Here is a 21,386-nt window from a genome sequence, read left to right as displayed (position 1 = left end):
CTCAGAGGTTAACGATATGGGTGCCCGCTTCACCGCGCAGTGCGGCGGGGAGGCAATCCGGCGAGGTGATGACGACGCGTTTGCCGCCATCGCGTAAGAACGCCAGGCTGGCGACGATCTTCGGCAGCATGCTGCCAGCAGGGAAGTGGCCTTCTGCCATATAGCGGGTCATTTCGGCCACGTTCACCTGGCCTAATGCTTGTTGGTTCGGCTTGCCAAAGTGAATGCACACTTTCTCTACGCCAGTGGTGATCACCAGTACGTCGGCACGGATTTCCCTGGCGAGCAGGGCAGTGGAGAGATCTTTATCGATCACCGCATCGACGCTTTGGTAATCACCTTGTGAATTACGCGCTACAGGGATGCCACCGCCGCCTGCTCCGATCACCACAAACCCTTGTTGCGTGAGTGCCTTGATTGCGTCGGCTTCCACGATCCTGATGGGTTCCGGTGAGGCGACCACCCGGCGATAGCCGCGCCCGGAGTCTTCTACAAACCGCCAGGTGGGGTATTGCTGCAATAACGCATCGCGCTGTTGTTCGCTAAAGAAAGCGCCGATCGGTTTGGTGGGGTTGGTGAAGCCGGGATCCTGTTTATCCACTTCAACCTGCGTGATGACGGTTACCGCTTTCTGCCCGCCATGCTGTGCCAGGCGGTTATTGAGTGCCTGCTGAATGAGATAGCCGATACCGCCCTGGGTATCTGCTACGCAGTTGGCCAGCGGGGTCAGCGGTAGCCCTTCGTGTTCGTGGGCCACTTCGGCACGGCGCAATTCCAGCCCCACCTGCGGGCCGTTGCCGTGGGTGAGGACGATGTGGTAATCCGATGCCAGCATTTCCAGCACCGAATCTGCGACCTTTTTCACCGCCTCGGCCTGATGTTCCACGGTCTGACTGGCGTTGTCTTTGATAATGCTGTTGCCACCAATGGCGACGACGACGAGTTCTTTCATCTGGGTTTTCCGATTAAAAAGGCCGTTTAAATAGGGGCGGGAGCTGGTGATTGCCCCTCACCCTAACCCTCTCCCACAGGGAGAGGGAACCGAGCGAGTTCGTTGATTTTTCTGCGTAATAACTCATCCACCTTGTTTTTTCACCCAACTGAGTCCGTTGATTTTTCCGTGTGATACCCTCCTTTTATTACTCCTTACTTTCCGAAGCATCACGGTCTTGCCATGCGCTCGGGGCAGCTCCCTCTCCCTGTGGGAGAGGGTTGGGGTGAGGGGTCAGGCGGTTTTGGTTGGCTCCTGAACTGCGGCGGCCACCGTTTCACGGCTATCGAGAAAATGTTTCAGCACAAACATGGCCGCCATCATCAGGTAAGCCAGCGTGAACAGCAACGAGCTTCCTTCGGCAAAGCCCACTGCTGGCGCATGGATCACGCCGAACAGCGCCAGCAGTGCGCCGGTTGCCGCCGCCACCGCACCACGCAGCGGTTTGTTGATGATGGCGAAAATCGCGACACATCCCCACAGCATACTGGCCAGCGGCGCACCGCTACCCAAATGCACCAGCCCCTGGTAATACACGCCTTTGCTATGCAGCAACTCTGCGCCCAGCTTGGCTCCCGAGGTGCCCGCCGCCCCCAGCACGCTGTTGACCATGGTTAATCCCCAGTTGGCGATCCACGGGAACAGGCAGATGAAGATCACCGGGACCTCGATCTTCGGCGTTTCCCTCACCACCTGGTTGGCGGTGACCACGCCGATAAATACCAGGATTGGCACGATCGCCGTCATCGGGATCACGGCCAGCATAAAGGCACCCAGCCCGAACAGCGGTACCAGGAACATTGTCACGCCGGAAGCCAAGGTGTAACCGATACTGGCGCCCATCGCTTTCCAACCGGCGTGGCCAACATACACGGTCACCGGGAACGGGTTACCCAGCAGGCAGCCGAACATGGAGGAAAGGCCGTTGGCCATCATCACTTTGCGGGTGTTGTATTCATCCCCGGCGGCGTGCGCACTCTCGATGTTCTCCAGGTCAAAGATGTAGTTCGCCAGCCCCAGCGGAACGGCAGAGGCCAGATACGGCAGCGCGTGCGGCAGGCCCTGCATAAAGCTATCGACATGGAACCCCGGCGGGTTAAAGCCAAAGGAAGACATCGAGGCTCTAATCGCATCCGGGCTTTGCAGGCCGGAGATCCACGCCAGCGCGGTACCGGCGATCAACAGCAGCAAACCGGTCGGAATGCGGGCGAATATAGGCTTTTTGCCAAACCAGTTGATAAAGATCAGCAGCAGCACGATGAACGAAACGGTCGGAGCTTCGAACGCTTGCAGCATCGGGTTCATCGCCAGCAGCAACAGCCCCAGGCCGGAAAGGCAAGAAAGCAGCACGGTGCGCGGGATCATCTTGCGGATGGTTTCGCCGAGGAATGAGCCGCCCACCAGGATCAGTGCTTCAACAAAGCACCACACCAGGCCGATCGAAATGGCAAAGTCCGCATCGCCGGTGGACTGATAAACCGGCATCAGCACCAGGAAGGTCACGGTAAAAATGGAAGGTGCGCTCGGGCCGGAAGGCAGCGCGGTCACATCGCTCCGCCCGGTCTGGCGAGCCATTTGCAGGCCGAACCAGGTGTAACAGATGCTGGCCATCATCACGGCCAGGCCAAAGGCCGGGGCTATGCGTCCGTAGACAATCTCTTTGGGGATACCCACCACGAAGATGAGTAACCCCATCATGGTGAGCAGGTTGGTCAGGTTATTGGTCATCAGCCCGAAGTAGGCTGCCCAGTCACCGCGTTTCCACTCTAATTTCATTTTGTTCATGGAAAATCCTTCACAGGTCGTTTAACAACTCTCGACGATCCACGGGATCGCCATTGGTCCTGCAGGTGAACAACTCTCTGGTGTCAGGTGGGGCTAACGCTGGGTTAGCCCCGTTATTTTTTTATTGGCAGTAGTGGTCGCGATAACTCAGTATTGCTTTCTCAAAACAGGTGAACGGCGGGTGCACAATCCCGGCACCGATCATGCCGATCCCTGCATCCTTATGGGCGATGGCGGTGTTGATCACCGGCAGGATGCCGCTGCTGCCGACCTTGGTAATATCGATCGCCGTTGGGATCCCCATAAACGACAGCAGGGGAATGGTGACGTTGGGGTTTTCGCCCAGGGTGATTTCACGCATCTGGCGCGAGAAATCAATCGCTTCATCCACCGTGCCCCCTACCAGTGCGACGATGGCCGGAGCGGTCGCCATGGCAAAACCACCAATGCCGTAGGTTTCGGTGATGGCGCTGTCGCCGATATCCAGCCCCGAGTCTTCAGGTTTATAACCTGCAAACATCGGGCCGATAACCTGCTGTGCCGGGCCGGTAAACCACTGGCCCGGTAGCCCGCTGATGCGCAGACCAAACTCAACGCCGTTACGTGCCATGGTGGTAACCACGGTGCTGTACTCAATACCGTGCGCCGCATCCATTGCCGCTTTACACATTGCCATCCAGGTTGGGCCGGAGAAGTAATCGCTGCTGGCGACAAAGTCGAAGACCTCGCGCTGCTGTTCAACCGGGTAGCCCGCCTGGATAATCCACGGCGTCAGCGCCTGGATCAGCAGCGTAGTGCCCGCATTGTTGCGGTTGTGGCACTCGTCACCCATATGCAGCGCCTGTGCCAGCATCAGCCGCAAGTCGATCTCACCGGCCAGCTTCATCGCATCGCGCAGCATCGGGCCTTGCACATCGCGCATCCAGTTCAGTCGGTCGATCACGCTCTGGTCATTGGCCCCCATGCGCAGGATCTTCGCCATCTGCTCGCTCATATTGGTATAAGCGCGGTTGCCGTAGGTTTTATTTTCGACGATATGCATAAACATTGATGCAGAAGTCACGCCCGCCATCGAGCCAACGCAGTCGTGTTCATGGCACGGCGAGAAGATGATTTCCCCAGAGGCTGCCAATTCTGCGGCTTCGTCGAGGTTGGCCGCCAGTCCTTCAAACACCAGCGCACCGGTGACCGCCCCCTTCATCCCACCACACATCTTCTGCCAGGTGATCGGCGGGCCTGCATGTAAAATGGTGTTGCGCGTCATACCAGGGACGACGTTGATCGCCTGGTCATAACCTACCAGCACCGGATGCGACTGAATAATACGCTCTAGCGCCAGTTTGTTGGCGGCAGCGACTTTCTCGGCAAGCGCGGGGGAGGCAATCTGATCGAGGGCCTCAACCACCGCCATATTACCTTGGCCCGGCGGAGTCCAATCGAGCTGGGTTACTGGCACATGCTGTTTTTTCAGGTCATCACTGAACATGGCGATACCGACGTTAATGACGTTCAGCGGTTGGTTAAATAACGAGTGGCTCATCAGGCTTTCCCTCCTTTACAGACAAATTCACGCGCCAGCAATCCGGTATTGGTGCTGCTGCTCGCCCAGATCACGCCCGCATCGGTGAGCATTTGGCACTGCTGCTGTAGCGACGGCGTATCGAGATCGGTGCCCAGCACATAGCCAAGGATCTCCAACGGTCGGCTCTCGCTGGCCGCAATGGCTTTGGCCTCTGTGATCGCCTCGATCATTACGCCCACCGGATCTTCGTGAGAGCCAAAGCCCAGCACGAAGTCCATCACGATCACGCCAACTTCGGGGTCGCGCGCTTCCTGCAACAGACGTTGGATGCGGTTGGTCGGGTCGATCATCGGGTGCGGTTTGCCATTGGTGAAGTCGTCATCGCCAAAGTCGAGGAAGGTGTGTGCCACACTGCGGTTGAGGTCTTGCAGGCGCATGGCCGGGTCGGGTTGAATATTGCTGTAGACGTCGTCGTATTTTTCCAGTGCGGCAAACATCGCTTCGTCGCACAGGGTGCCGCCACAGAACAGGCCACGAATGTATTTTTGCTGTGGCGTCAGTTTGGCACGCACTTCTTCAATCAGCGGCCAGTTGAGTGGATGCAGGTCGAGGGACTCTTCTTTGATGCCGGTAAGCAGCACAGCCTTTAACGCTGCCTGCTTGGTTGCACGCGCAAACTGTAACCCTGGCTCATCGGCTGGTGGCTCATTGCGCCCAAGGAAGCAAACCACTACGGGTTTACGGCAGGCACGGGCGCGCTCGAGCACGGTGTGTGCCACGGCTGGGGCAGGGGGCTTGGAGACCAGTACAATCACCTCTGTACCGTTATCGTTCTCTAGCATCGCTATCGCATCCAGCATCATCCGGCCGCCGATCTTTTCACTCAGATCGCGCCCGCCGGTGCCAATCAGCTGCGAAATGCCGGCGCCAAACTCATGGATACGTACGCTCAGCTCCTGGCTACCGGTGCCGGATGCGCCGATAATACCGATGTTGCCACGGCGAACCGCGTTACCAAAACACAGGGCGGTGCCATTAATGATGGCGGTGCCGCAGTCTGGCCCCATCATCAGCAGGCCTTTTTCATGCGCCAACTGTTTCAGCGCCAATTCGTCCTCGATGGAGACGTTATCGGAGAACAGCATTACGTTGAGATCGTTTTCCAGCGCTTGACGAGCTTCACGTGCCGCGTACAACCCGTTGACCGAGATCACCGCGAGGTTGCTCTCCGGGATATGCGTTTTCGCACTGGCGAGGGTGGCGTAGCGCGCTTCGTGGCGGCCACCTTTATCTTTGTGGGTGAACAAGGCTTCGATCGCTTGCAGGGTTGCCTCATTAGCTTCATCGCTGGCGCCCTTAATCACGATCATCAGATCGCCGTTTTTGGCGGCATCCAGCTCTGGGGTTAACAAGCCCAGATTCTCCAGCACCCCTTTGTTCATCTCCGTGGCCATGGCCACAAACGCTTGTTCAACGCCTTCAAGTTTGTTCGCTTTGGTGGAAATAGACATCAGCGAAACAGAGTCAAACCAGGTGTTGTTTTTTACCACGATCCTGATGGACATATTTTTCTCCAAAATATGAGGTCAAGAGGCAGGCATCGGCCATGCCATACAGCATGTCGCAACCCGAACTTGAACCAATCTGTTTAATCTTGTTAATGGTATCGATAATAAGGTGACGATCGTCGTGTATTAATTTTTCTAACAGGTGACTTATCACCTGTCGGTAACGCTGATTGATTGCCGCCTCTAAGGTAATAGCGCTTAGCAGCGTGGTTTTATGTTGTGCTTTTTCCAGCACCGCCAGAAAAACCTCGCGATACTTTTGTGCCGGATGACCGGGCAACAGTAATATAGAGCAAAGCCCAACCAGATAATCATCCCCAGAAGGCGTCAGGCCAATTCCCAAACCAATGAGGGAATGTAAGGCCTCGTCGGGATCTTCATTGCGCCGTATCGCCAGAAATAACGCATCACGATGAAGTTGTAATAATCTGGCCATTTCCCGATAAAATATATTCTCGCCGCGGTAATTAAACAGAGAATTACCGGATGAAGCCTGTTGATTAAGGCATGCCCCCCATTGGTGCCAAGCAATAGATGCCCGGTTTTTATCGGTTAAATACAGGTCAGGTTGCTGCCATATATCGCAGTGGGAAAAATCAACCCAACAATGTTTACCTATTTCAATGCCGCCCTGAGAGAACTCGACGCGATCTCCTGGGCTAAATATCTGGTCACAGTGCCTGAGCGCTATGCGGCAACTATTGGGGGCGTTATCGTACTCGTCGCTTAATAACGTGTAGAGCATGTTCAGCTCGGGGACGAACAGGTTTACCGCGCGGGAAAAAACCTGTTCGACCTGCCCACTTAGCCTCTGGCGGGGGAACGCCACCTCCGCCGATAACGCTGTAATGCACTGCCGTTGCGGCTGTGCGATGGCATTTCTCCTCTGTTAAGCGCCTGCGGCAACCAGCAGTTCAGCAATTTTGTGATAGCCTTTTTCACGGGCCAGCGTCAGGGGCGATTTACCATATTTGTCGGTCATATGTGGATTAGCACCGTGATCGAGCAGTAATTTGACAATCTCTTGCTGTTTCGCGCCGCCATCATTTAACACAATGGCTTCCAGTAGCGGCGTCCAACCGACAAAATTGGTGTGGTTGACGTTAATTTCGGTACGCGTCAATAATTCACGCACAATATCGACGTGGCCTTTTTCACTGGCTGGGGTAATACCCACGCCGCCAAAGCGTGTTAAGCGGTCCAAATCCGGGTTTGCTGGCAATACCAGGCGCAGCAGCGTTAAATCGTTATTCAGGCAGCTCAGCAGGAAGGGGTTAAAACAGGTCTGATCCTGCTTATCAATATCGGCACCGGCAGCGATTAATAATTCCACGCAGTCGTAATGTTTATTCAGGCTGGCAAGCGTAATTGCGGTGCGGCCTTGGCGGTTGGTGGCATTGATATCCGCCCCTTTACTCAGGCAACTTTTCAGCGCGTCGCTGTCACCCTGTTCTGCCGCAAAAAGAAACTCTGTGATTAGCGCTTTATCAGACATATTCTGGCTCCCTGTTTTTTTAGTGGGATTGGATGCTTTCATTGCTACTGAGAATAGCAACAGATGCTGGATAAAAACATCCGCTTAAGAATCATTCATCGCAAAGGGTGTAATTGTTGAAAGTAATTCAACAATAAAGACAAACTGTGCGTCGGCGCAATCTTTCTCTTATGTTTTGCGCCTTTTGCCACGGCAAACGTCCCTGCGGGGAATGGGCTTTCACCTCGCGCCACATCAGGCTCCAAACTAATAATCAGAAGTGTGATTGTCTTCAAATCAGTTGTAATCGCAGTGTTAAATTTTGTTCAATACTGGTTGCGTGCCATAGGATTTACAAATACATTCAACAATGCGGCGGCCCCTCACCCCAACCCTCTCCCACAGGGAGAGGGAGCTGCCCGGAGTGCGTGGTTAGCCCGTGCAGCTTCGGAAAGTGGGGTGCAAAAAGAAGGTGGATGAGGTTTTACGCACAAAATCAGCAAACTCGATCGGTCCCTTTCCCCACAGGGAGTGCGAGCTGCCCAGAGTGCGTGGTTGGACCGTTCAGCTTCGGAAAGTAGGGAGTGAAAACAAGAAAGGCGAGGTATGTTGTGACCTAGCTAAAGTGAGTCACGATAATTTCAAACACACTCGATCGGTCCCCTCTCCCTGTGGGAGAGGGTTAGGGTGAGGGGTCTATGAATTCTATTTTTACCGAAGAAAACCTGTTGGCATTTACCACCACGGCGCGTTTTGGCAGCTTCAGCAAAGCGGCCAAGGAGTTGGATCTGACGACCTCGGCCATCAGCTATACCATCAAACGGATGGAAACCGGGCTGGACGTCGTGCTGTTTAACCGCAGCACGCGCAGCATCGAACTCACCGAGTCCGGCTTTTACTTCTACCGTAAAGCAACCGACCTGCTTAACGACTTCCATGCCATCAAGCGCGGTATAGATACCATCTCTCAGGGTATAGAGGCGCGGGTGCGCATCTGTATCAATCAGTTGCTCTACACCCCTCGGCATACCGCCCGGCTGCTACAGGTGTTGAAGAAGCAATTCCCCACCTGCCACATCACGGTGACCACCGAGGTGTACAACGGCGTCTGGGATTCCATCATCAACAACCAGGCCAATATCGCCATTGGTGCACCGGATACGTTGCTGGACGGCGGCGGCATTGATTACACCGAGATCGGCGCCATCCGTTGGGTGTTCGCCATTGCGCCCGATCATCCATTGGCGTTTATGCCAGAGCCGATCTCTGAGAGCCAGCTGCGGCTTTATCCCAACATCATGGTGGAAGACACCGCGCATACCATCAACAAGAAGGTGGGGTGGTTGCTGCACGGGCAGGAAGCGATCCTGGTGCCGGACTTTAACACCAAGTGCCAATGCCAGATTTTAGGGGAGGGGATTGGCTTCTTGCCGGAATATATGGCGCGTGAACCAGTAGCGGAAGGGCTATTGGCTACCCGCGCCATTCATAACCCACGGCAGGATTCCAGCATGCTGCTGGCGACGCAGCATGCGGCAACCGGGCAGGTCACCCAGTGGATCAAAAAGCAGTTCGCTCCGGGGGGAGTGCTGACCGGGATTTATGGGGATTTGCTTTACCGGGAGTGACTCGGGGATCTTGGTGCCTAAAATTTTCTTATCCTGACAGAAAGTAAACTGCACCTTAAAGTTGGCTAGTCACAAATTAAGGTGCAGTGGGTTATGGCGAAAACAGCCCCTTCCCATGAGTGCGTATTGGGAGTCATCGCTGGTTTTATCAAATACTGTGTCGATCAGAAACTGTATAAAACGCCAGCCACTGCATTAATACTATAATCACGGTCGGTCATCGGGCTATCTTTCACCGTGTCGCTCATCTGTTCATTAAATCCCATCAGGAACAGCTGCCAGTCGTTATTAATGGCATAATAGCTGGCGAGAGAAATGTAAGATGTGACGCCACTTGTCGCCCGGTATTGTTGCATTCCGCTACGCTGTGACTCCCGTTCGCTGATACCAAAATAGTAATTATTGAAGGCGCGGTTTTGCCAGCGCATGCCGAAACCGGGTACCAGCTGCAATTTGCCAAACTGGAAGCGGTACTGATAGCCGACATCGGCAATTACGCCGTCGCTATAACCCAGCACGTCGGTTGCAATATCAGCGTTAAGGCTCCCCCAATCGGCATGATACTGATAACCGATGCCTGCCATGGCGGTCGCTCGCCGCTTATCCAGCTTCTTCATCGCCGGATCGTCGCTATCCGCAGGCTTAAAGCTTAGCGGGGAGTAGTTAACCGCCAAATGCAGATTATGCTTCTCGGAACTCAGAAGATTAATGCCGATCCCTTGGCTATTAATAAAAAACTGCTCCCCTTGATAAGTCACAATCGGCAGCGGTATATATTGTGCATCATAGTTGCGATAGGGTAACTGTTCCGCCAGAACGCCAGCACCTACCGACCAATCACCAGCATAGGCATTGCCCGTTAATAATATGGCCGCCAGCGAGAATGGTTTAACCATTAAAAATGACGTACGAGTAGATAAAGAAGAATAATCCATCATGATAAATATCCCAGAGTTAGGTCAAAAGGTAGCCATCAGCCGCTAATGAGCCGATAACTAAAGTTCAGGTTTTTATTGATACGCTAATGAAATGTTATTGTTTTATTTTTAACAGCCTCCTGTTTAATGTAAATAAGCAACGCCCGCCATTAGCGTTGCAGAAAATAATAGATTGTACCGGGGCCATTTTATTTTTCCCCTTGGATACTGGCTCCTAAAACGGTGGCAAAAGACCCGGCAACGGCACCGAAGGCGCGCTCAATCAGCAACAGCATGGCCTGCATACGTGCGGCTTGCTCTTCAGGCGTCCAGCTAAACATCTGGTGGCCGAACAGGAACAGCGAACCGGCGAGAATGAACTGCACCGTCGATAGCGGATCATCAACCTGAAAAACGCCTTCCTGGTTTCCCTGCTCGACCACTGCCGCAAGAATTGGCCCAAAGGCCAACACCGTTTCAATATTGCTGCGCTCATGCAATGCGCGGTTCTCTGGGCGGTGTAAGTCCTCAACCAAAGCCTGCCCGGCTTCTACGGTTTGATTCTGCGCGGCGATGATGGCGCAGAACTTTTCAATCGCCCCCAGTTGCGGATCGTCAGCAATGATTTGTGAACGGGCAACCATCTCGGCACACAGTTGCTGTGCCAGTGCTGCCAGGACTTCATCTTTAGATTTGAAGTAGTAATAAAACGTCCCTTTGGCGATGCCTGCACTGCGGACGATGGAATCAACAGAGGTCGACTCATAACCGATTTCCTGAAACAGCTCGCTTGCCGCCTGCAAAATTTCAGCCCGGCGCACCTCTGGCGTTTTCACAGTACGTACCATATTAAATCCCTCTTTTTCGTATGGAGTAGCGCTACGGTATTAATTGACTGACGGTCAGTCAACAAAAAAATGCAGCTTTTTTGCACGCAATGGCCGGGGTGGGTATTCCGCAGATTACCTTCCGTATCTGACTACCGCTCCGAACTAGTCACCTCTCCTTTTTGGGGGGAGGGGAAACATCGAGTACGTGTCATCATTTTGTTTCCCCATCCAACCCCTTATCTTTCAATAACTAATTAGAGTTAGTTCGAGTTTGCGCTGCCTCGCAAAATTCAATCAACAACTGAACAACCTGCCGGAACTTGACCAAAGACAACATTTTTTGTGTGGTCTATGGTATCCCTACGCACGGAGTAATGGCGAGAATCTGTTCTAACAAGAACTTAACGACTAATAAAAGCACTGCTCTCAAGCAGGCTAAATGGATGGGATGCTTATGAATAAGGTAAGCAAGTTATTGATGCTATTTCTGGCAGGGATGTACGCGGTTTTTCTCTCTTTCTCGGCACAGGCAGAGGCGACACCTGCCGCCACGCCGCAGAAGGTTGAAGCCAAGAATGAAACCTTCTCTGCACCTCACCCTGACCAATATAAGTCCTGGCAGGCGACTTCCGAGCAGTCCGATCGGGTAGACGCTTTGGCTGGCGACCCGCGTCTGGTCATTCTCTGGGCCGGATACCCGTTTGCCAAGGATTACAACAAGCCGCGTGGGCATGCCTATGCCATCACGGATATTCGTGAATCCTTGCGAACGGGTGCACCAAAAACGGCAGAAGATGGTCCGTTGCCGATGGCCTGCTGGAGTTGTAAAAGCCCGGACGTTGCCAGGGTGATCGCCGAACAGGGCGAAGCGGCCTACTTCCACGGTAAATGGGCGCGTGGCGGGCCGGAAATCGTTAATAATCTCGGCTGTGCGGATTGCCACAATACCGCTTCCGCTGATTTTGCCGCTGGTAAACCTGCGCTACACCTGTCCCGCCCTTACGCGGCTCGTGCCATGGAAACGATAGGTAAGCCGTTTGACAAGGCAGGCCGCTTCGATCAGCAATCGATGGTGTGTGGGCAGTGCCACGTTGAGTATTACTTTGATGGTAAAGACAAAGCGGTGAAATTCCCTTGGGACAAGGGCACCACGGTCGATGACATGGAAGTGTATTACGACAATATCGAATTCTCCGACTGGACCAACCCGCTGTCCAAGACGCCAATGCTAAAAGCCCAACATCCAGAATATGAAACCTGGAGCGCGGGTATTCATGGCAAGAACAACGTCACCTGTATCGACTGCCATATGCCGAAAGTGCAAAACGCCGAAGGCAAGATCTATACCGATCACAAAATTGGCAACCCGTTCGATAACTTCGAACAAACCTGCAAGAACTGCCACACCCAGGATAAAGCCAGCATGCAGGCGGTGGTCGAAAAACGTAAGCAGGATATCAACGAGATCAAGCTGAAGGTAGAAGACCAACTGGTTCACGCGCACTTTGAAGCGAAAGCGGCCTGGGATGCCGGTGCCACCGAAGCCGAGATGAAGCCTATCTTGACCCACATCCGTCATGCGCAATGGCGCTGGGATTTTTCCATTGCTTCCCACGGTATTCAAATGCATGCGCCAGAAGTTGCATTGCGCATTTTGGGCACCGCGCTCGATCAGGCTGCACAGGCTCGGACTCAGTTGATCCGTCTGCTAGCGACCAAGGGCATCACCACTGAAGTCAAGTTGCCGGACATTTCCACCAAGGAAAAGGCACAGTTGGCGCTGGGTATGGACATGCCGCAGCTGAACGCCGAAAAGCAGGAATTCCTCAAGACGGTGGTACCGCAGTGGGAAGAACAGGCACGTAAAACCGGGCTGTTAGGGAAATAACCCCTCCGCCCCGTGCGCGGGGCGTAAATAAATGGAGTCAATATGAGCGTACTGCGTTCGTTATTAACTACCGGGGTGCTTGCCTGTAGCCTTTGGCTGACAGTATTACCGGTATCGGCCCAGACCGACAGCCCCGCGGTTCAACAGCAATCGGCGGAAGTCACCTTGCAACGTAATCCGGATGAGGCCTGCTTGCGCTGCCATAAGCCGCAACAGAATGCGATGCACGGTAAACATGCGGGAGCCATTAACCCGAATAACAAATTGCCGCTGACCTGCACCAACTGTCACGGTTCACCTTCGCTGCATCACCGTGAGGGCGTGAAGGATGTGATGCGTTTCAACGAGCCGATGTTCGGTGTGGAACAGCAAAACAGCGTTTGCATGTCCTGCCACCTGCCAGAGACGTTGCAAAAAGCCTTCTGGCCACATGATGTGCATTTGGCCAAGGTGAGCTGCGCCAGCTGCCATACGTTGCACCCGCAGCAAGATAAGGTACAAGGGCTGAACGACAAGGGGCGCATCAAGCTCTGCGTGGACTGCCACCGTCAACAACAGGATGATCCCGCGTTTAATCCAGCGTCCGTAAGGCTGGATAAGGGGCAGCCATGAGCTGCTCACGGCGCCGTTTTATCGTAGGCATTGGCGTGTTGGCGGCTGGCTCGACCCTGACGGAAAAGCTGCTGGCGCGCACCATGAACGTCAATGGCATCCGTTACGGCATGATCCACGATGAGTCGCGTTGCATCGGCTGTACCGCCTGTATCGATGCCTGCCGCGAAGTCAATCAGGTGCCGGTGGGCGTTTCACGGCTGGAGATCGTTCGTAGCGAACCGATAGGCCAATTTCCGGACGTGAAGTACCGGTTTTTCCGCCATTCGTGCCAGCATTGCGATGACGCTCCCTGTGTGCATGTCTGCCCAACGGGTGCCTCGTTTATCGATGCCGCCAGCGGCATTGTCGACGTGAACCCGGATCTCTGTGTCGGTTGCCAATACTGCATCGCTGCGTGCCCTTACCGGGTGCGCTTTATTCATCCGGTGAGCAAAACGGCGGATAAATGCGATTTTTGCCGCAAGACCAACCTGCGGCAGGGCAAGCAGCCAGCCTGTGTATTGTCGTGCCCCACCAAGGCATTAACCTTTGGCAATCTCGACGATCCACACAGTGATATTTCGCGTCTGTTGCAGCAAAAGACCACTTATCGCTACAAGATAGCGTTAGGGACACGGCCAAAAATGTATCGCGTGCCGTTTAAATATGGGGAGACAAGTCAATGACTTCTGCCTTTCATTTTGACTCTCTGGTCTGGGACTGGCCCATTGCGATTTACCTGTTCCTGATCGGCATCTCCGCCGGTCTGGTCACCCTGGCTATTCTGTTGCGCCGCTATCATCCAGAGGAGGGGGCATCCAACAGCCGGGTGATGCTGACCACGCTGTTTGTCGCGCCAACCTCGGTCATGCTTGGGCTGGTGATCCTGATCTTCCACCTGACCCGTCCGTGGACCTTCTGGAAACTGATGTTCCACTATAGCGTCACCTCGGTGATGTCGATGGGGGTGATGCTGTTCCAGGTCTACATGGTAGTGCTGGTGGTCTGGCTGGCGCTGATCTTCCGTGACGAGGTGGCGGCGCTACAACAGCGTTGGTTACCAAAGTTGGCGGTGATCCCGCGCCTGCTGCAGCGCTTGCTGCCGTTGTTGCGGCCAATAGAAACGGTGATGCTGGTGTTGGCGGTGCTGTTGGGGGCTTATACCGGCTTCCTGCTTTCGGCGCTGAAGTCGTATCCGATGCTGAATAACCCATTGTTACCGGTACTGTTCCTGTTCTCGGGCGTTTCGTCCGGGATCGCGGTGGCACTGCTGGTGGCGGCCTTCGGCCCTAAAGGTCATCTGCACAGCCGGGAAGTGCATTTCCTGCATCGCCTGGAGACGCCGGTGGTGTGGCTGGAGATCTTCTTGCTGGCGGCGTTCTTCATCGGCCTGTGGCTGGGGGATGACGGCAAACTCCGTGCCTTGTCGGCCGCGCTTGGCGGTGGGTTCTGGTCCTGGTGGTTCTGGTTGGGCGTCGTCGGCTGTGGGCTGATTATGCCATTGCTGCTGAAGGCCTTGGGCTGGGGGAAAGCGCGTTTCCATATCCTGTTGATCAGCGGCGCTAGCCTGTGTGGCGTGCTGTTGCTGCGTTATTTCATTCTGTATGCCGGGCAGATGACAGTTGCTTGAAGGCATGTTGTAGCAGAATAAGGCGGTAGATGTGTTGTGGTTACCCGAGCTGGGATTTATTGCGTTATTGCTGGCCTGCACGGCGTCGCTGCTGCTGGCTGGCATCACGCTGTTGACGTTGATGGATCGCCGTTGGGGTGGGCTGTTGCCAGCGCGTGGCTGGAGCCTGAGCATTTTTGTGTTAATCGCACTGTCTTTCGCCATTCTGCTACAGCTGTTTTTGAGTAATGACTTCTCGGTAATGTATGTAGCACAACATGGTCACAGCCAGTTGCCACCGCTGATGAAGGCCGGGGCGCTGTGGGGTGGGCATGAAGGCTCGCTGCTGCTCTGGCTGCTGTGCCTGGCCGGTTGGTCTGCCTGCTTTGCCTTGTTCAGCCCCAAATCGGTACGCTCACTACAGCCGCTCACGTTGGCCATTCTGGCGCTGATCGTCGGCTGTTTTCTGCTTTTCATCCTGTTCTTCTCCGATCCTTTCGTTCGGCTCTTCCCTGCGGCGGTACAGGGGCGCGATTTGAACCCGATGCTGCAACATATCGGTCTGATCCTCCACCCTCCGCTGCTCTATTTGGGCTATGCCGGGTTTGCCACCTGCAGTGCTCTGATGTTGGCTGCTTTGCTGCAAGGGGAGTTTAGCGCCGAGGTTGCCGGGCAGTGCCTACGCTGGGCCAAACCGGCCTGGTGTTTCCTCACTGCCGGGATCATTTTGGGGTCCTGGTGGGCATACAGCGAGTTGGGCTGGGGCGGCTGGTGGTTCTGGGATCCGGTGGAGAATGCTTCGCTGCTCCCTTGGCTGACCGCGACCGCTTTGTTACACAGTTTAGCGGTCGGCCAGCGTACTGGAGGATTGCGGCATTGGTCGCTATTGCTGACGCTAGGTACCTTTGTTCTCAGCCTGTTGGGCACCCTGATTGTGCGTTCTGGCATTCTGGTTTCAGTACACGCCTTTGCGCTGGATGAGCAGCGCGCCTTGCCGCTGTTTATCCTGTTTGCCTTTCTTAGCGGGTCGTCATTTTTAATCTATGCCTTACGCGCCAACCGGGGGAAAGCCGTTACGTCCCCGGTGAAACCTGCGTTGCTCGGCGCGTTGTTGCTTCTCAGTTCCGCCGCCCTGATCGTGCTGGTGGGTACTTTGTACCCGATGCTCTATCGGATGATGGGATGGGGGCAGATCTCGGTCGGCGCGCCTTATTTCAATCTGGTGCTGCTGCCGTTTGGGCTGCTGGGATTGGTATTGATGTGCTACGGCGGGTTTAGGCAGCGGCGCTATGGCCAGTGGATCGCTCACGCCGGAGTGCTGCTGACGGCATTAGGTATCGCCAGTTCGGCGCTGCAACGCCATGAAATCAGCCTGAACGTCACCGTGGGCGAGACGGTCAGCCTGGCGGGATACCAATTTACGCTGCGTTCGGTAGATCTACAGGCTCAGGCTAATTTCACCAGTGAACAGGCGGTGATTGAGGTTACCCGGCAAGGCAAGCCCGTGGCCCAGTTGACGCCTGAAAGGCGGTTTTATACCGCCCGCCGCCAACAGATGTTTGAACCCGGCATTGACTGGAACGCTTTCCATGACTGGTACGTGGTGATGGGCGAAAAAAGCGGCGAGCAGCGTTATGCCATGCGTTTTTATGTACAGACCGGCATCCGTTGGATCTGGTGGGGTGGGGCGCTGATGATGATTGGCGTGTTGGCTACCGGTTGGCAAAGGAGGCGAGCATGCGCTGGTTAACCGCTCTGCTGTTGTGGGGGATCATCACGTTGCCGCTGGCGGCCCAGATTGTCGATACCTGGGCATTTACCTCGCCGGAAATACAGGAGAGAGCGTTGGCAGTGGCAGGCCAGATCCGTTGCCCGCAGTGCCAGAATCAGAGCCTGCTGGAGTCCAATGCCCCTGCGGCGGTTGCCATGCGCCATGAGGTGTTTGCCATGACCGAACAAGGCAAAACGCAGGCGGAAATCATGAATTTTATGACGGCACGCTACGGCAACTTTGTCCGCTATCAACCCGCATTTGAGGCCTCTACGTTGTTACTTTGGGGGCTGCCACCGCTGATGTTAGGGGCGATCGGGCTGGTGTTATGGCGGCGGAGAAAAGCGGAATGAAATCGCGTTGTTACCCTCTGCTGTTTATCGTGCTGGTGCTTGGCCTCACTGCGGGTTGGTATGTGGCCAGTGGTCGCCCGGAGACTGTGTTGGCCGAACAGCATAAGCGCAGCTTGCCAGCCCAACCGCTCACGCCTCAAGAGCAGGCCGAAAGCGAGTTTCAGCAGTTACAGCAACAGATCGACCAGTCACCGCAAGACAGCGTGTTGTGGGCGCAGCTGGGGGAATATTATCTGTTTAACGATAATTTTGCTGATGCGCAGGCGGCCTATCAGAGAGCGTTGTCTCTGCGGGGGGCGAATGCCGAACTGTACTCGGCGTTGGCAACGGTGCTTTATTACCAGGCAGGGCAGCGTATTACCCCGCAGGTGGAGAGCAATATAGCAAAGGCCTTGGCACTGGATAAGGATGAGGTCTCGGCGCTGATGTTGCTGGCTGCCGATGCCTTTTTGCATACGGAATATGCCAAGGCGATAAGCTTGTGGCAACGCCTGTTGGACAGCCAGTCGCCACGAGTTAACCGGCCACAGCTGATTGAGGCCATCAATATGGCTAAACTTTTGTTAAATAATCAATAAAATTGAGCGATTGCCCCTCACCCTAACCCTCTCCCACAGGGAGAGGGGACCGATCGAGTGAGTCTGAAAATCCGGTGATCCACATTGGATTAGGGGACGATTGCCATTCTTCTTACGCATTACTTCCCGAAGCAGCACAGCCTGATCACGACGCCGATCAGCTCCCTCTCCTGGGGGAGAGGGTTGGGGTGAGGGGGCCGGAGATCATTCCACGCGGATAAACTTCACCAGCTTGGGCTGAGCAATGCGCTGGTAATCCCCAGTGTTGAGGATTAGAGAACGCTCCAGCGTGCCAGCATTAAAGGCCAGCTCGTCAAAGCGCTCAAACAGCAGCGGGTCGGCCACCAGCAGCAAGTCCGGGTGGAAGCTGAATGGCGGGATCGCGCCAAAGACGCAGTCGGTCAGTTGGTCGACTTCAACCGGGCTGGCCAGTGAGGCGCGAGTACCGCCAACACCCTGTGCCAACGCGCCGAGATCGGCCTGTTGGTCGGCGGGCAGGATGGCCAGCACGTGCTGCTTGATGCCGTTCCCCTTAACGTGACACACCAACGCTTTCGCCCCTTGACCTAACTGGGTGCCGCGTATCTTGGCGACTTCTTCGGATTTCCCTGCCTTGGGATGATCAACTACGCGATAGCGCGCTTGCTGTTGGTCAAGAAGGGAAGTTAAACGGCTAAAGGTTGCGGTAGACACGCCATGTTCTCCTGAGTGTTGATTTTCCGGCCCTATCATAACGCGTTATGACGGCGAAGGGTTCAGCCAAATTATTGATTAAACAACGGGCTATTTTTTTGTTTTTACGGATAATACGTATTTATGAAACGGGATTTTAATTTTTTGAAAGGAAAGGGGCGTGAAGACTCATCTGTCGTTGTTTACCCAGCCGAAGTTCGTTTGGCTGTGTGCGGCTTTCTGCTGTTTGCTGTGGGGTAGTGCCTACCCGGCGATTAAAAATGGTTATGAAATTTTCCAGATCGCCACCGACGATCTCCCCGGCAAGATCGTCTTTGCCGGTTACCGCTTTGTGATTGCCGGGGCCTTATTGCTGCTGTTTGCCATGTTGCAGGGTAAACCCATCGGCCGTTTGTCACGGCGCCAGTATTCACAGTTGGTGGTGCTAGGGAGCACGCAAACGGCGCTGCAATACGTCTTCTTCTATATCGGTCTGGCCTACACCACCGGGGTAAAAGGATCGATCATGAACGCGACCGGCACCTTCTTTAGCGTGTTGCTGGCGCATTTTATTTATAAAAACGATCGCCTTAGCATGAATAAAATCGTCGGCTGCGTGGTGGGTTTTGCCGGGGTGATGGTGGTGAACTTCAACACTCAACTGATGGACTTCAACTTTAGCTGGCTGGGGGACGGTTTTGTGGTGATCGCCGCGTTTATCCTTTCGGCCGCTACGCTGTATGGCAAACGCATTTCGCAGACCGTCGATCCGACTATCATGACCGGTTGGCAACTGGCCATCGGTGGTGTGATGCTGACGGTGGGGGGCTACTTGGCCGGAGGACGCCTGGAGTTCCACGGTTGGGCATCGGTGGCGATCCTGAGCTACCTGGCGCTGCTGTCCTCGGTCGCTTTCGCGCTCTGGAGCCTGCTGCTGAAATATAACCGCGTGGGCATGATTGCACCGTTCAACTTCCTGATCCCGGTTTCCGGCGCGGTGCTGTCGGCCATTTTCTTACAGGAAAGCATCATGGAGTGGCGTTATGCCGTGGCGCTGGTGCTGGTGTGCTTTGGTATCTGGCGGGTCAACGTGGTGCGCAAAGAGGCATCGTAGGGGCGCCCGCATGCGAGTCAGATTCCATATAAATACTGTCATAATGTGAGTGGGCGAATGCCTGTGGTAGGTTTTTTTATGTTAAGTCCAGGATGACCAACATGAAAAAAACCACTCCTACACTGCACGATGCGGTATTTAAACAGTTTCTGACTCACCCAGATACGGCCCGAGATTTTCTGGAATTGCACTTGCCGCCTGCCTTGCTGCAATTTTGCGATCTGAATACGCTAAAACTAGAATCTGGTAGTTTTATCGAGAGTGGCCTGCGTGCTTACTACTCCGACGTACTCTATTCGTTGCACACGGAGCAGGGGGACGGTGATGTGTACGTTTTGCTTGAGCATCAAAGCTCACCCGATAAGCACATGGCATTTCGACTCGTACGCTATGCCATTGCCGCGATGCATCGCCATCTGGAAGCGGGTCATGACCAGCTTCCGCTGGTGATCCCAATGCTCTTTTATCACGGTCAGGTGACGCCTTATCCCTATACCATGAGTTGGCTAGAGGAATTTAGTGAACCCGAGCTGGCCAGGCAGCTCTATGCAGGCCATTTTCCTTTGGTTGATGTCACCGTCATTCCAGACGATGACATCATGCAACATCGCCGTATGGCCATTCTTGAACTGTTGCAAAAGCATGTGCGCCTACGTGATCTGGCTGAACTCAAGGAACAACTGGTCACATTATTGCTGGCCGGATACACTACCAAAGAGCAACTCATATCGTTGATTAACTATATGTTGCAGGTGGGAAGCACGACTGAACCGGGTGTATTGATCCACGAGTTGGCGAGGCGTGCACCACAGCACGAGGAGGAATTGATGACTATTGCAGAATATCTCAAACAACAAGGTATTGAGATAGGTATCGAGATAGGTATCGAGATAGGTATTGAGAAAGGTATTGAGAAAGGTCGGGAGGCCGTCCTGAAAATTGCGAGCTCCATGCTGGCTGATGGCTTCGATCGCGCCCAGGTGATGAAATTGACCGGCCTCTCCGCAGACGATTTGGCGAAAATCAGCCACTGAACATGAGCTGAGATAACGAGTGCTAGATGAGTAACCACTGTGTGGTACCCATTTTCATAATGGTGAGCTCTGTATTCTTTGCCATAAGTCACTATGTGACCTTGTGGAGGGGGGAGGCAAAAATCACTAAAACCGAGGTGGCCACTTGAAGGAAAAGCAGGCTCGATACAGCTAAACCTCAGGTTGCTCTTCCACCAGGTCAATCATTTGTGCCAGCGCCGGGCTGCTGTTCTCTCTGTGCCATGCCATCAATAATTCAATCTGTGGCGCACTGGCCGGTAGCGGGCGGAAGACCACGTTCGATGACTGAAAATGGCTGACATAGCGCGGCACAATAGACAGGCCCAGCCCCATTCCTACCAGATTCATGGTGACCAGAATGTTGGTTGCTGCCTGCACGATCTTGGGCTTGCTGTGGGATTCGGCGAGGTAGGCAGTCACCATCTGGTGCAACGCGCCGGAGTGGGCCGGATCGGTGCTGATAAAATTTTCGCCATCAAGATGTTGCGGCTCTAGCTGCGATTCTTTACTCAGTGGATGATCAATGGGCATCACCACTACCAAGGGCTCACGATAAACTACCCGGTAGTTCAGTTGATTACTGATAATCGGGCGGCGCATAAAACCAACGTCAATCTCTCCTTTCAATAATTTATCTTCTTGCTGAGTGGTAATGATACTCACCAGTTCGATACTGGACGCCGGTAGCCGCAGGCGTAACTGGGGCAGAACGTCAGGCAGGATGTTCACTTCCGCACAGGGCACAAAGCCAATGATCAGCCGAACCTGTTGTTCCATGGCCTTACGCGCCAACTGTTTTGCCTGCTCTGACAATTCAAGAATATTGATCGCCTGATGTAAAAATACTTCTCCGGCGCGGGTTAGCGAAACCTGGCGATTATTTCTTATTAATAATGGCGCGCCCACACAACCCTCAAGATCTTTTATCTGGCTGCTCAATGAGGGCTGCGACGTATGTAGCTTCTCGGCGGCCCGGGTGAAATTGAGTTCTTCGGCTACCGCGACAAAATAACGTAAGTGTCTTAGCTCCATGCCTT

The 21,386-nt window shown here is 54.3% G+C and carries 20 protein-coding genes; 10 read left to right on the top strand and 10 right to left on the bottom strand.

Going from position 1 to position 21,386, the window contains the following annotated elements:
- Nucleotide 1: 1 nt before the first annotated feature.
- The 6 genes from IMQ33_RS22550 to IMQ33_RS22525 form a co-directional block, all read right to left on the bottom strand.
- Complete coding sequence (locus IMQ33_RS22550; RefSeq protein ID WP_174333063.1) at nt 2-952, bottom strand: carbamate kinase family protein; 951 nt, start codon at nt 950-952, stop codon at nt 2-4.
- Between the two features lie 273 nt (nt 953-1,225).
- Nucleotides 1,226-2,776, bottom strand: a complete 1,551-nt coding sequence (locus IMQ33_RS22545; protein WP_196062745.1) for a xanthine permease — start codon at nt 2,774-2,776, stop codon at nt 1,226-1,228.
- 121 nt (nt 2,777-2,897) lie between these two features.
- Nucleotides 2,898-4,316 carry a DUF1116 domain-containing protein gene (locus IMQ33_RS22540; protein WP_024486348.1) on the bottom strand — a complete coding sequence of 473 codons (1,419 nt, stop codon included), beginning with the start codon at nt 4,314-4,316 and terminating at the stop codon, nt 2,898-2,900.
- On the bottom strand, nt 4,316-5,863 hold the full coding sequence (gene fdrA / locus IMQ33_RS22535) for an acyl-CoA synthetase FdrA (RefSeq protein WP_196062744.1): 1,548 nt from the start codon (nt 5,861-5,863) through the stop codon (nt 4,316-4,318). The genes IMQ33_RS22540 and fdrA overlap by 1 nt, the downstream gene beginning before the upstream one ends.
- Entirely contained in the window at nt 5,823-6,611 is a 789-nt protein-coding gene (locus IMQ33_RS22530; RefSeq protein ID WP_230326828.1) for a DUF2877 domain-containing protein, read from the bottom strand. Before IMQ33_RS22530 ends, fdrA begins: the two co-directional genes overlap by 41 nt.
- 144 nt (nt 6,612-6,755) lie before the next feature.
- Nucleotides 6,756-7,361 carry an ankyrin repeat domain-containing protein gene (locus tag IMQ33_RS22525; protein WP_196062743.1) on the bottom strand — a complete coding sequence of 202 codons (606 nt, stop codon included), beginning with the start codon at nt 7,359-7,361 and terminating at the stop codon, nt 6,756-6,758.
- 677 nt (nt 7,362-8,038) lie between these two features.
- Here IMQ33_RS22525 and IMQ33_RS22520 point away from each other — a divergent pair.
- Nucleotides 8,039-8,968 carry a LysR substrate-binding domain-containing protein gene (locus IMQ33_RS22520; protein WP_021180041.1) on the top strand — a complete coding sequence of 310 codons (930 nt, stop codon included), beginning with the start codon at nt 8,039-8,041 and terminating at the stop codon, nt 8,966-8,968.
- Nucleotides 8,969-9,132: 164 nt separating this feature from the next.
- Here the strand turns inward: IMQ33_RS22520 and IMQ33_RS22515 are convergent, their stop codons facing one another.
- Entirely contained in the window at nt 9,133-9,906 is a 774-nt protein-coding gene (locus tag IMQ33_RS22515) for a MipA/OmpV family protein (protein ID WP_196062742.1), read from the bottom strand.
- Between the two features lie 188 nt (nt 9,907-10,094).
- Nucleotides 10,095-10,733, bottom strand: coding sequence for a TetR/AcrR family transcriptional regulator (locus tag IMQ33_RS22510; protein WP_196062741.1), 639 nt, complete (start codon nt 10,731-10,733; stop codon nt 10,095-10,097).
- A 421-nt stretch (nt 10,734-11,154) separates the two neighbouring features.
- On the opposite strand from IMQ33_RS22510, the gene nrfA reads away from it, so the two are divergent.
- The 7 genes from nrfA to IMQ33_RS22475 are packed head-to-tail and all read left to right on the top strand — an operon-like array spanning nt 11,155 to nt 17,508.
- Nucleotides 11,155-12,603: an ammonia-forming nitrite reductase cytochrome c552 subunit gene (gene nrfA, locus IMQ33_RS22505; protein ID WP_314727770.1), complete on the top strand. Its 1,449-nt coding sequence runs from the start codon at nt 11,155-11,157 to the stop codon at nt 12,601-12,603.
- Between the two features lie 42 nt (nt 12,604-12,645).
- Complete coding sequence (gene nrfB, locus IMQ33_RS22500) at nt 12,646-13,215, top strand: cytochrome c nitrite reductase pentaheme subunit (protein WP_024486114.1); 570 nt, start codon at nt 12,646-12,648, stop codon at nt 13,213-13,215.
- Nucleotides 13,212-13,883: a cytochrome c nitrite reductase Fe-S protein gene (nrfC, locus tag IMQ33_RS22495; protein WP_021805367.1), complete on the top strand. Its 672-nt coding sequence runs from the start codon at nt 13,212-13,214 to the stop codon at nt 13,881-13,883. Before nrfB ends, nrfC begins: the two co-directional genes overlap by 4 nt.
- The gene (nrfD, locus tag IMQ33_RS22490; RefSeq protein WP_196062740.1) at nt 13,880-14,827 is read left to right on the top strand and encodes a cytochrome c nitrite reductase subunit NrfD; all 948 of its coding nucleotides are present in this window, start codon (nt 13,880-13,882) and stop codon (nt 14,825-14,827) included. Before nrfC ends, nrfD begins: the two co-directional genes overlap by 4 nt.
- Nucleotides 14,828-14,858: 31 nt before the next feature.
- Entirely contained in the window at nt 14,859-16,556 is a 1,698-nt protein-coding gene (locus IMQ33_RS22485; RefSeq protein ID WP_196062739.1) for a heme lyase CcmF/NrfE family subunit, read from the top strand.
- On the top strand, nt 16,544-16,930 hold the full coding sequence (locus tag IMQ33_RS22480) for a cytochrome c-type biogenesis protein CcmH (RefSeq protein ID WP_196062738.1): 387 nt from the start codon (nt 16,544-16,546) through the stop codon (nt 16,928-16,930). Before IMQ33_RS22485 ends, IMQ33_RS22480 begins: the two co-directional genes overlap by 13 nt.
- Nucleotides 16,927-17,508 carry a heme lyase NrfEFG subunit NrfG gene (locus IMQ33_RS22475; RefSeq protein WP_196062737.1) on the top strand — a complete coding sequence of 194 codons (582 nt, stop codon included), beginning with the start codon at nt 16,927-16,929 and terminating at the stop codon, nt 17,506-17,508. The genes IMQ33_RS22480 and IMQ33_RS22475 overlap by 4 nt, the downstream gene beginning before the upstream one ends.
- 204 nt (nt 17,509-17,712) lie before the next feature.
- On the opposite strand, the gene IMQ33_RS22470 is transcribed toward IMQ33_RS22475, so the two are convergent.
- A complete protein-coding gene (locus IMQ33_RS22470) occupies nt 17,713-18,201 on the bottom strand; it encodes a YbaK/prolyl-tRNA synthetase associated domain-containing protein (protein ID WP_024484914.1) in 489 nt (162 codons plus the stop codon).
- A gap of 160 nt (nt 18,202-18,361) precedes the next feature.
- On the opposite strand from IMQ33_RS22470, the gene IMQ33_RS22465 reads away from it, so the two are divergent.
- Both IMQ33_RS22465 and IMQ33_RS22460 read left to right on the top strand, forming a co-directional pair.
- Nucleotides 18,362-19,294 carry a DMT family transporter gene (locus IMQ33_RS22465; RefSeq protein ID WP_196062736.1) on the top strand — a complete coding sequence of 311 codons (933 nt, stop codon included), beginning with the start codon at nt 18,362-18,364 and terminating at the stop codon, nt 19,292-19,294.
- Nucleotides 19,295-19,386: 92 nt separating this feature from the next.
- Nucleotides 19,387-20,328, top strand: a complete 942-nt coding sequence (locus IMQ33_RS22460; protein ID WP_196062735.1) for an Rpn family recombination-promoting nuclease/putative transposase — start codon at nt 19,387-19,389, stop codon at nt 20,326-20,328.
- 171 nt (nt 20,329-20,499) lie between these two features.
- On the opposite strand, the gene hcaR is transcribed toward IMQ33_RS22460, so the two are convergent.
- Nucleotides 20,500-21,381 (bottom strand): DNA-binding transcriptional regulator HcaR, encoded by an 882-nt coding sequence (gene hcaR / locus IMQ33_RS22455; protein WP_024530774.1) that lies wholly within the window; start codon nt 21,379-21,381, stop codon nt 20,500-20,502.
- Between the last annotated feature and the right edge of the window lie 5 nt (nt 21,382-21,386).

The organism is Serratia sp. Res13-Sevr-LER1-36-b (genome assembly GCF_015673035.1).
GTDB classification, from domain to species: domain Bacteria; phylum Pseudomonadota; class Gammaproteobacteria; order Enterobacterales; family Enterobacteriaceae; genus Chania; species Chania fonticola_C.
Note: the sequence above shows the minus strand (reverse complement) of the source record. Positions and strands in the feature narration are given on the sequence as shown.

Coding starts and splice junctions, on each gene's coding strand:
- IMQ33_RS22550 (WP_174333063.1), bottom strand. CDS start 952: ATGAAAGAACTCGTCGTCGTCGCCATTGGTGGCAACAGCATTATCAAA.
- IMQ33_RS22545 (WP_196062745.1), bottom strand. CDS start 2,776: ATGAACAAAATGAAATTAGAGTGGAAACGCGGTGACTGGGCAGCCTAC.
- IMQ33_RS22540 (WP_024486348.1), bottom strand. CDS start 4,316: ATGAGCCACTCGTTATTTAACCAACCGCTGAACGTCATTAACGTCGGT.
- fdrA (WP_196062744.1), bottom strand. CDS start 5,863: ATGTCCATCAGGATCGTGGTAAAAAACAACACCTGGTTTGACTCTGTT.
- IMQ33_RS22530 (WP_230326828.1), bottom strand. CDS start 6,611: ATGCTCTACACGTTATTAAGCGACGAGTACGATAACGCCCCCAATAGT.
- IMQ33_RS22525 (WP_196062743.1), bottom strand. CDS start 7,361: ATGTCTGATAAAGCGCTAATCACAGAGTTTCTTTTTGCGGCAGAACAG.
- IMQ33_RS22520 (WP_021180041.1), top strand. CDS start 8,039: ATGAATTCTATTTTTACCGAAGAAAACCTGTTGGCATTTACCACCACG.
- IMQ33_RS22515 (WP_196062742.1), bottom strand. CDS start 9,906: ATGATGGATTATTCTTCTTTATCTACTCGTACGTCATTTTTAATGGTT.
- IMQ33_RS22510 (WP_196062741.1), bottom strand. CDS start 10,733: ATGGTACGTACTGTGAAAACGCCAGAGGTGCGCCGGGCTGAAATTTTG.
- nrfA (WP_314727770.1), top strand. CDS start 11,155: ATGGATGGGATGCTTATGAATAAGGTAAGCAAGTTATTGATGCTATTT.
- nrfB (WP_024486114.1), top strand. CDS start 12,646: ATGAGCGTACTGCGTTCGTTATTAACTACCGGGGTGCTTGCCTGTAGC.
- nrfC (WP_021805367.1), top strand. CDS start 13,212: ATGAGCTGCTCACGGCGCCGTTTTATCGTAGGCATTGGCGTGTTGGCG.
- nrfD (WP_196062740.1), top strand. CDS start 13,880: ATGACTTCTGCCTTTCATTTTGACTCTCTGGTCTGGGACTGGCCCATT.
- IMQ33_RS22480 (WP_196062738.1), top strand. CDS start 16,544: ATGCGCTGGTTAACCGCTCTGCTGTTGTGGGGGATCATCACGTTGCCG.
- IMQ33_RS22475 (WP_196062737.1), top strand. CDS start 16,927: ATGAAATCGCGTTGTTACCCTCTGCTGTTTATCGTGCTGGTGCTTGGC.
- IMQ33_RS22460 (WP_196062735.1), top strand. CDS start 19,387: ATGACCAACATGAAAAAAACCACTCCTACACTGCACGATGCGGTATTT.
- hcaR (WP_024530774.1), bottom strand. CDS start 21,381: ATGGAGCTAAGACACTTACGTTATTTTGTCGCGGTAGCCGAAGAACTC.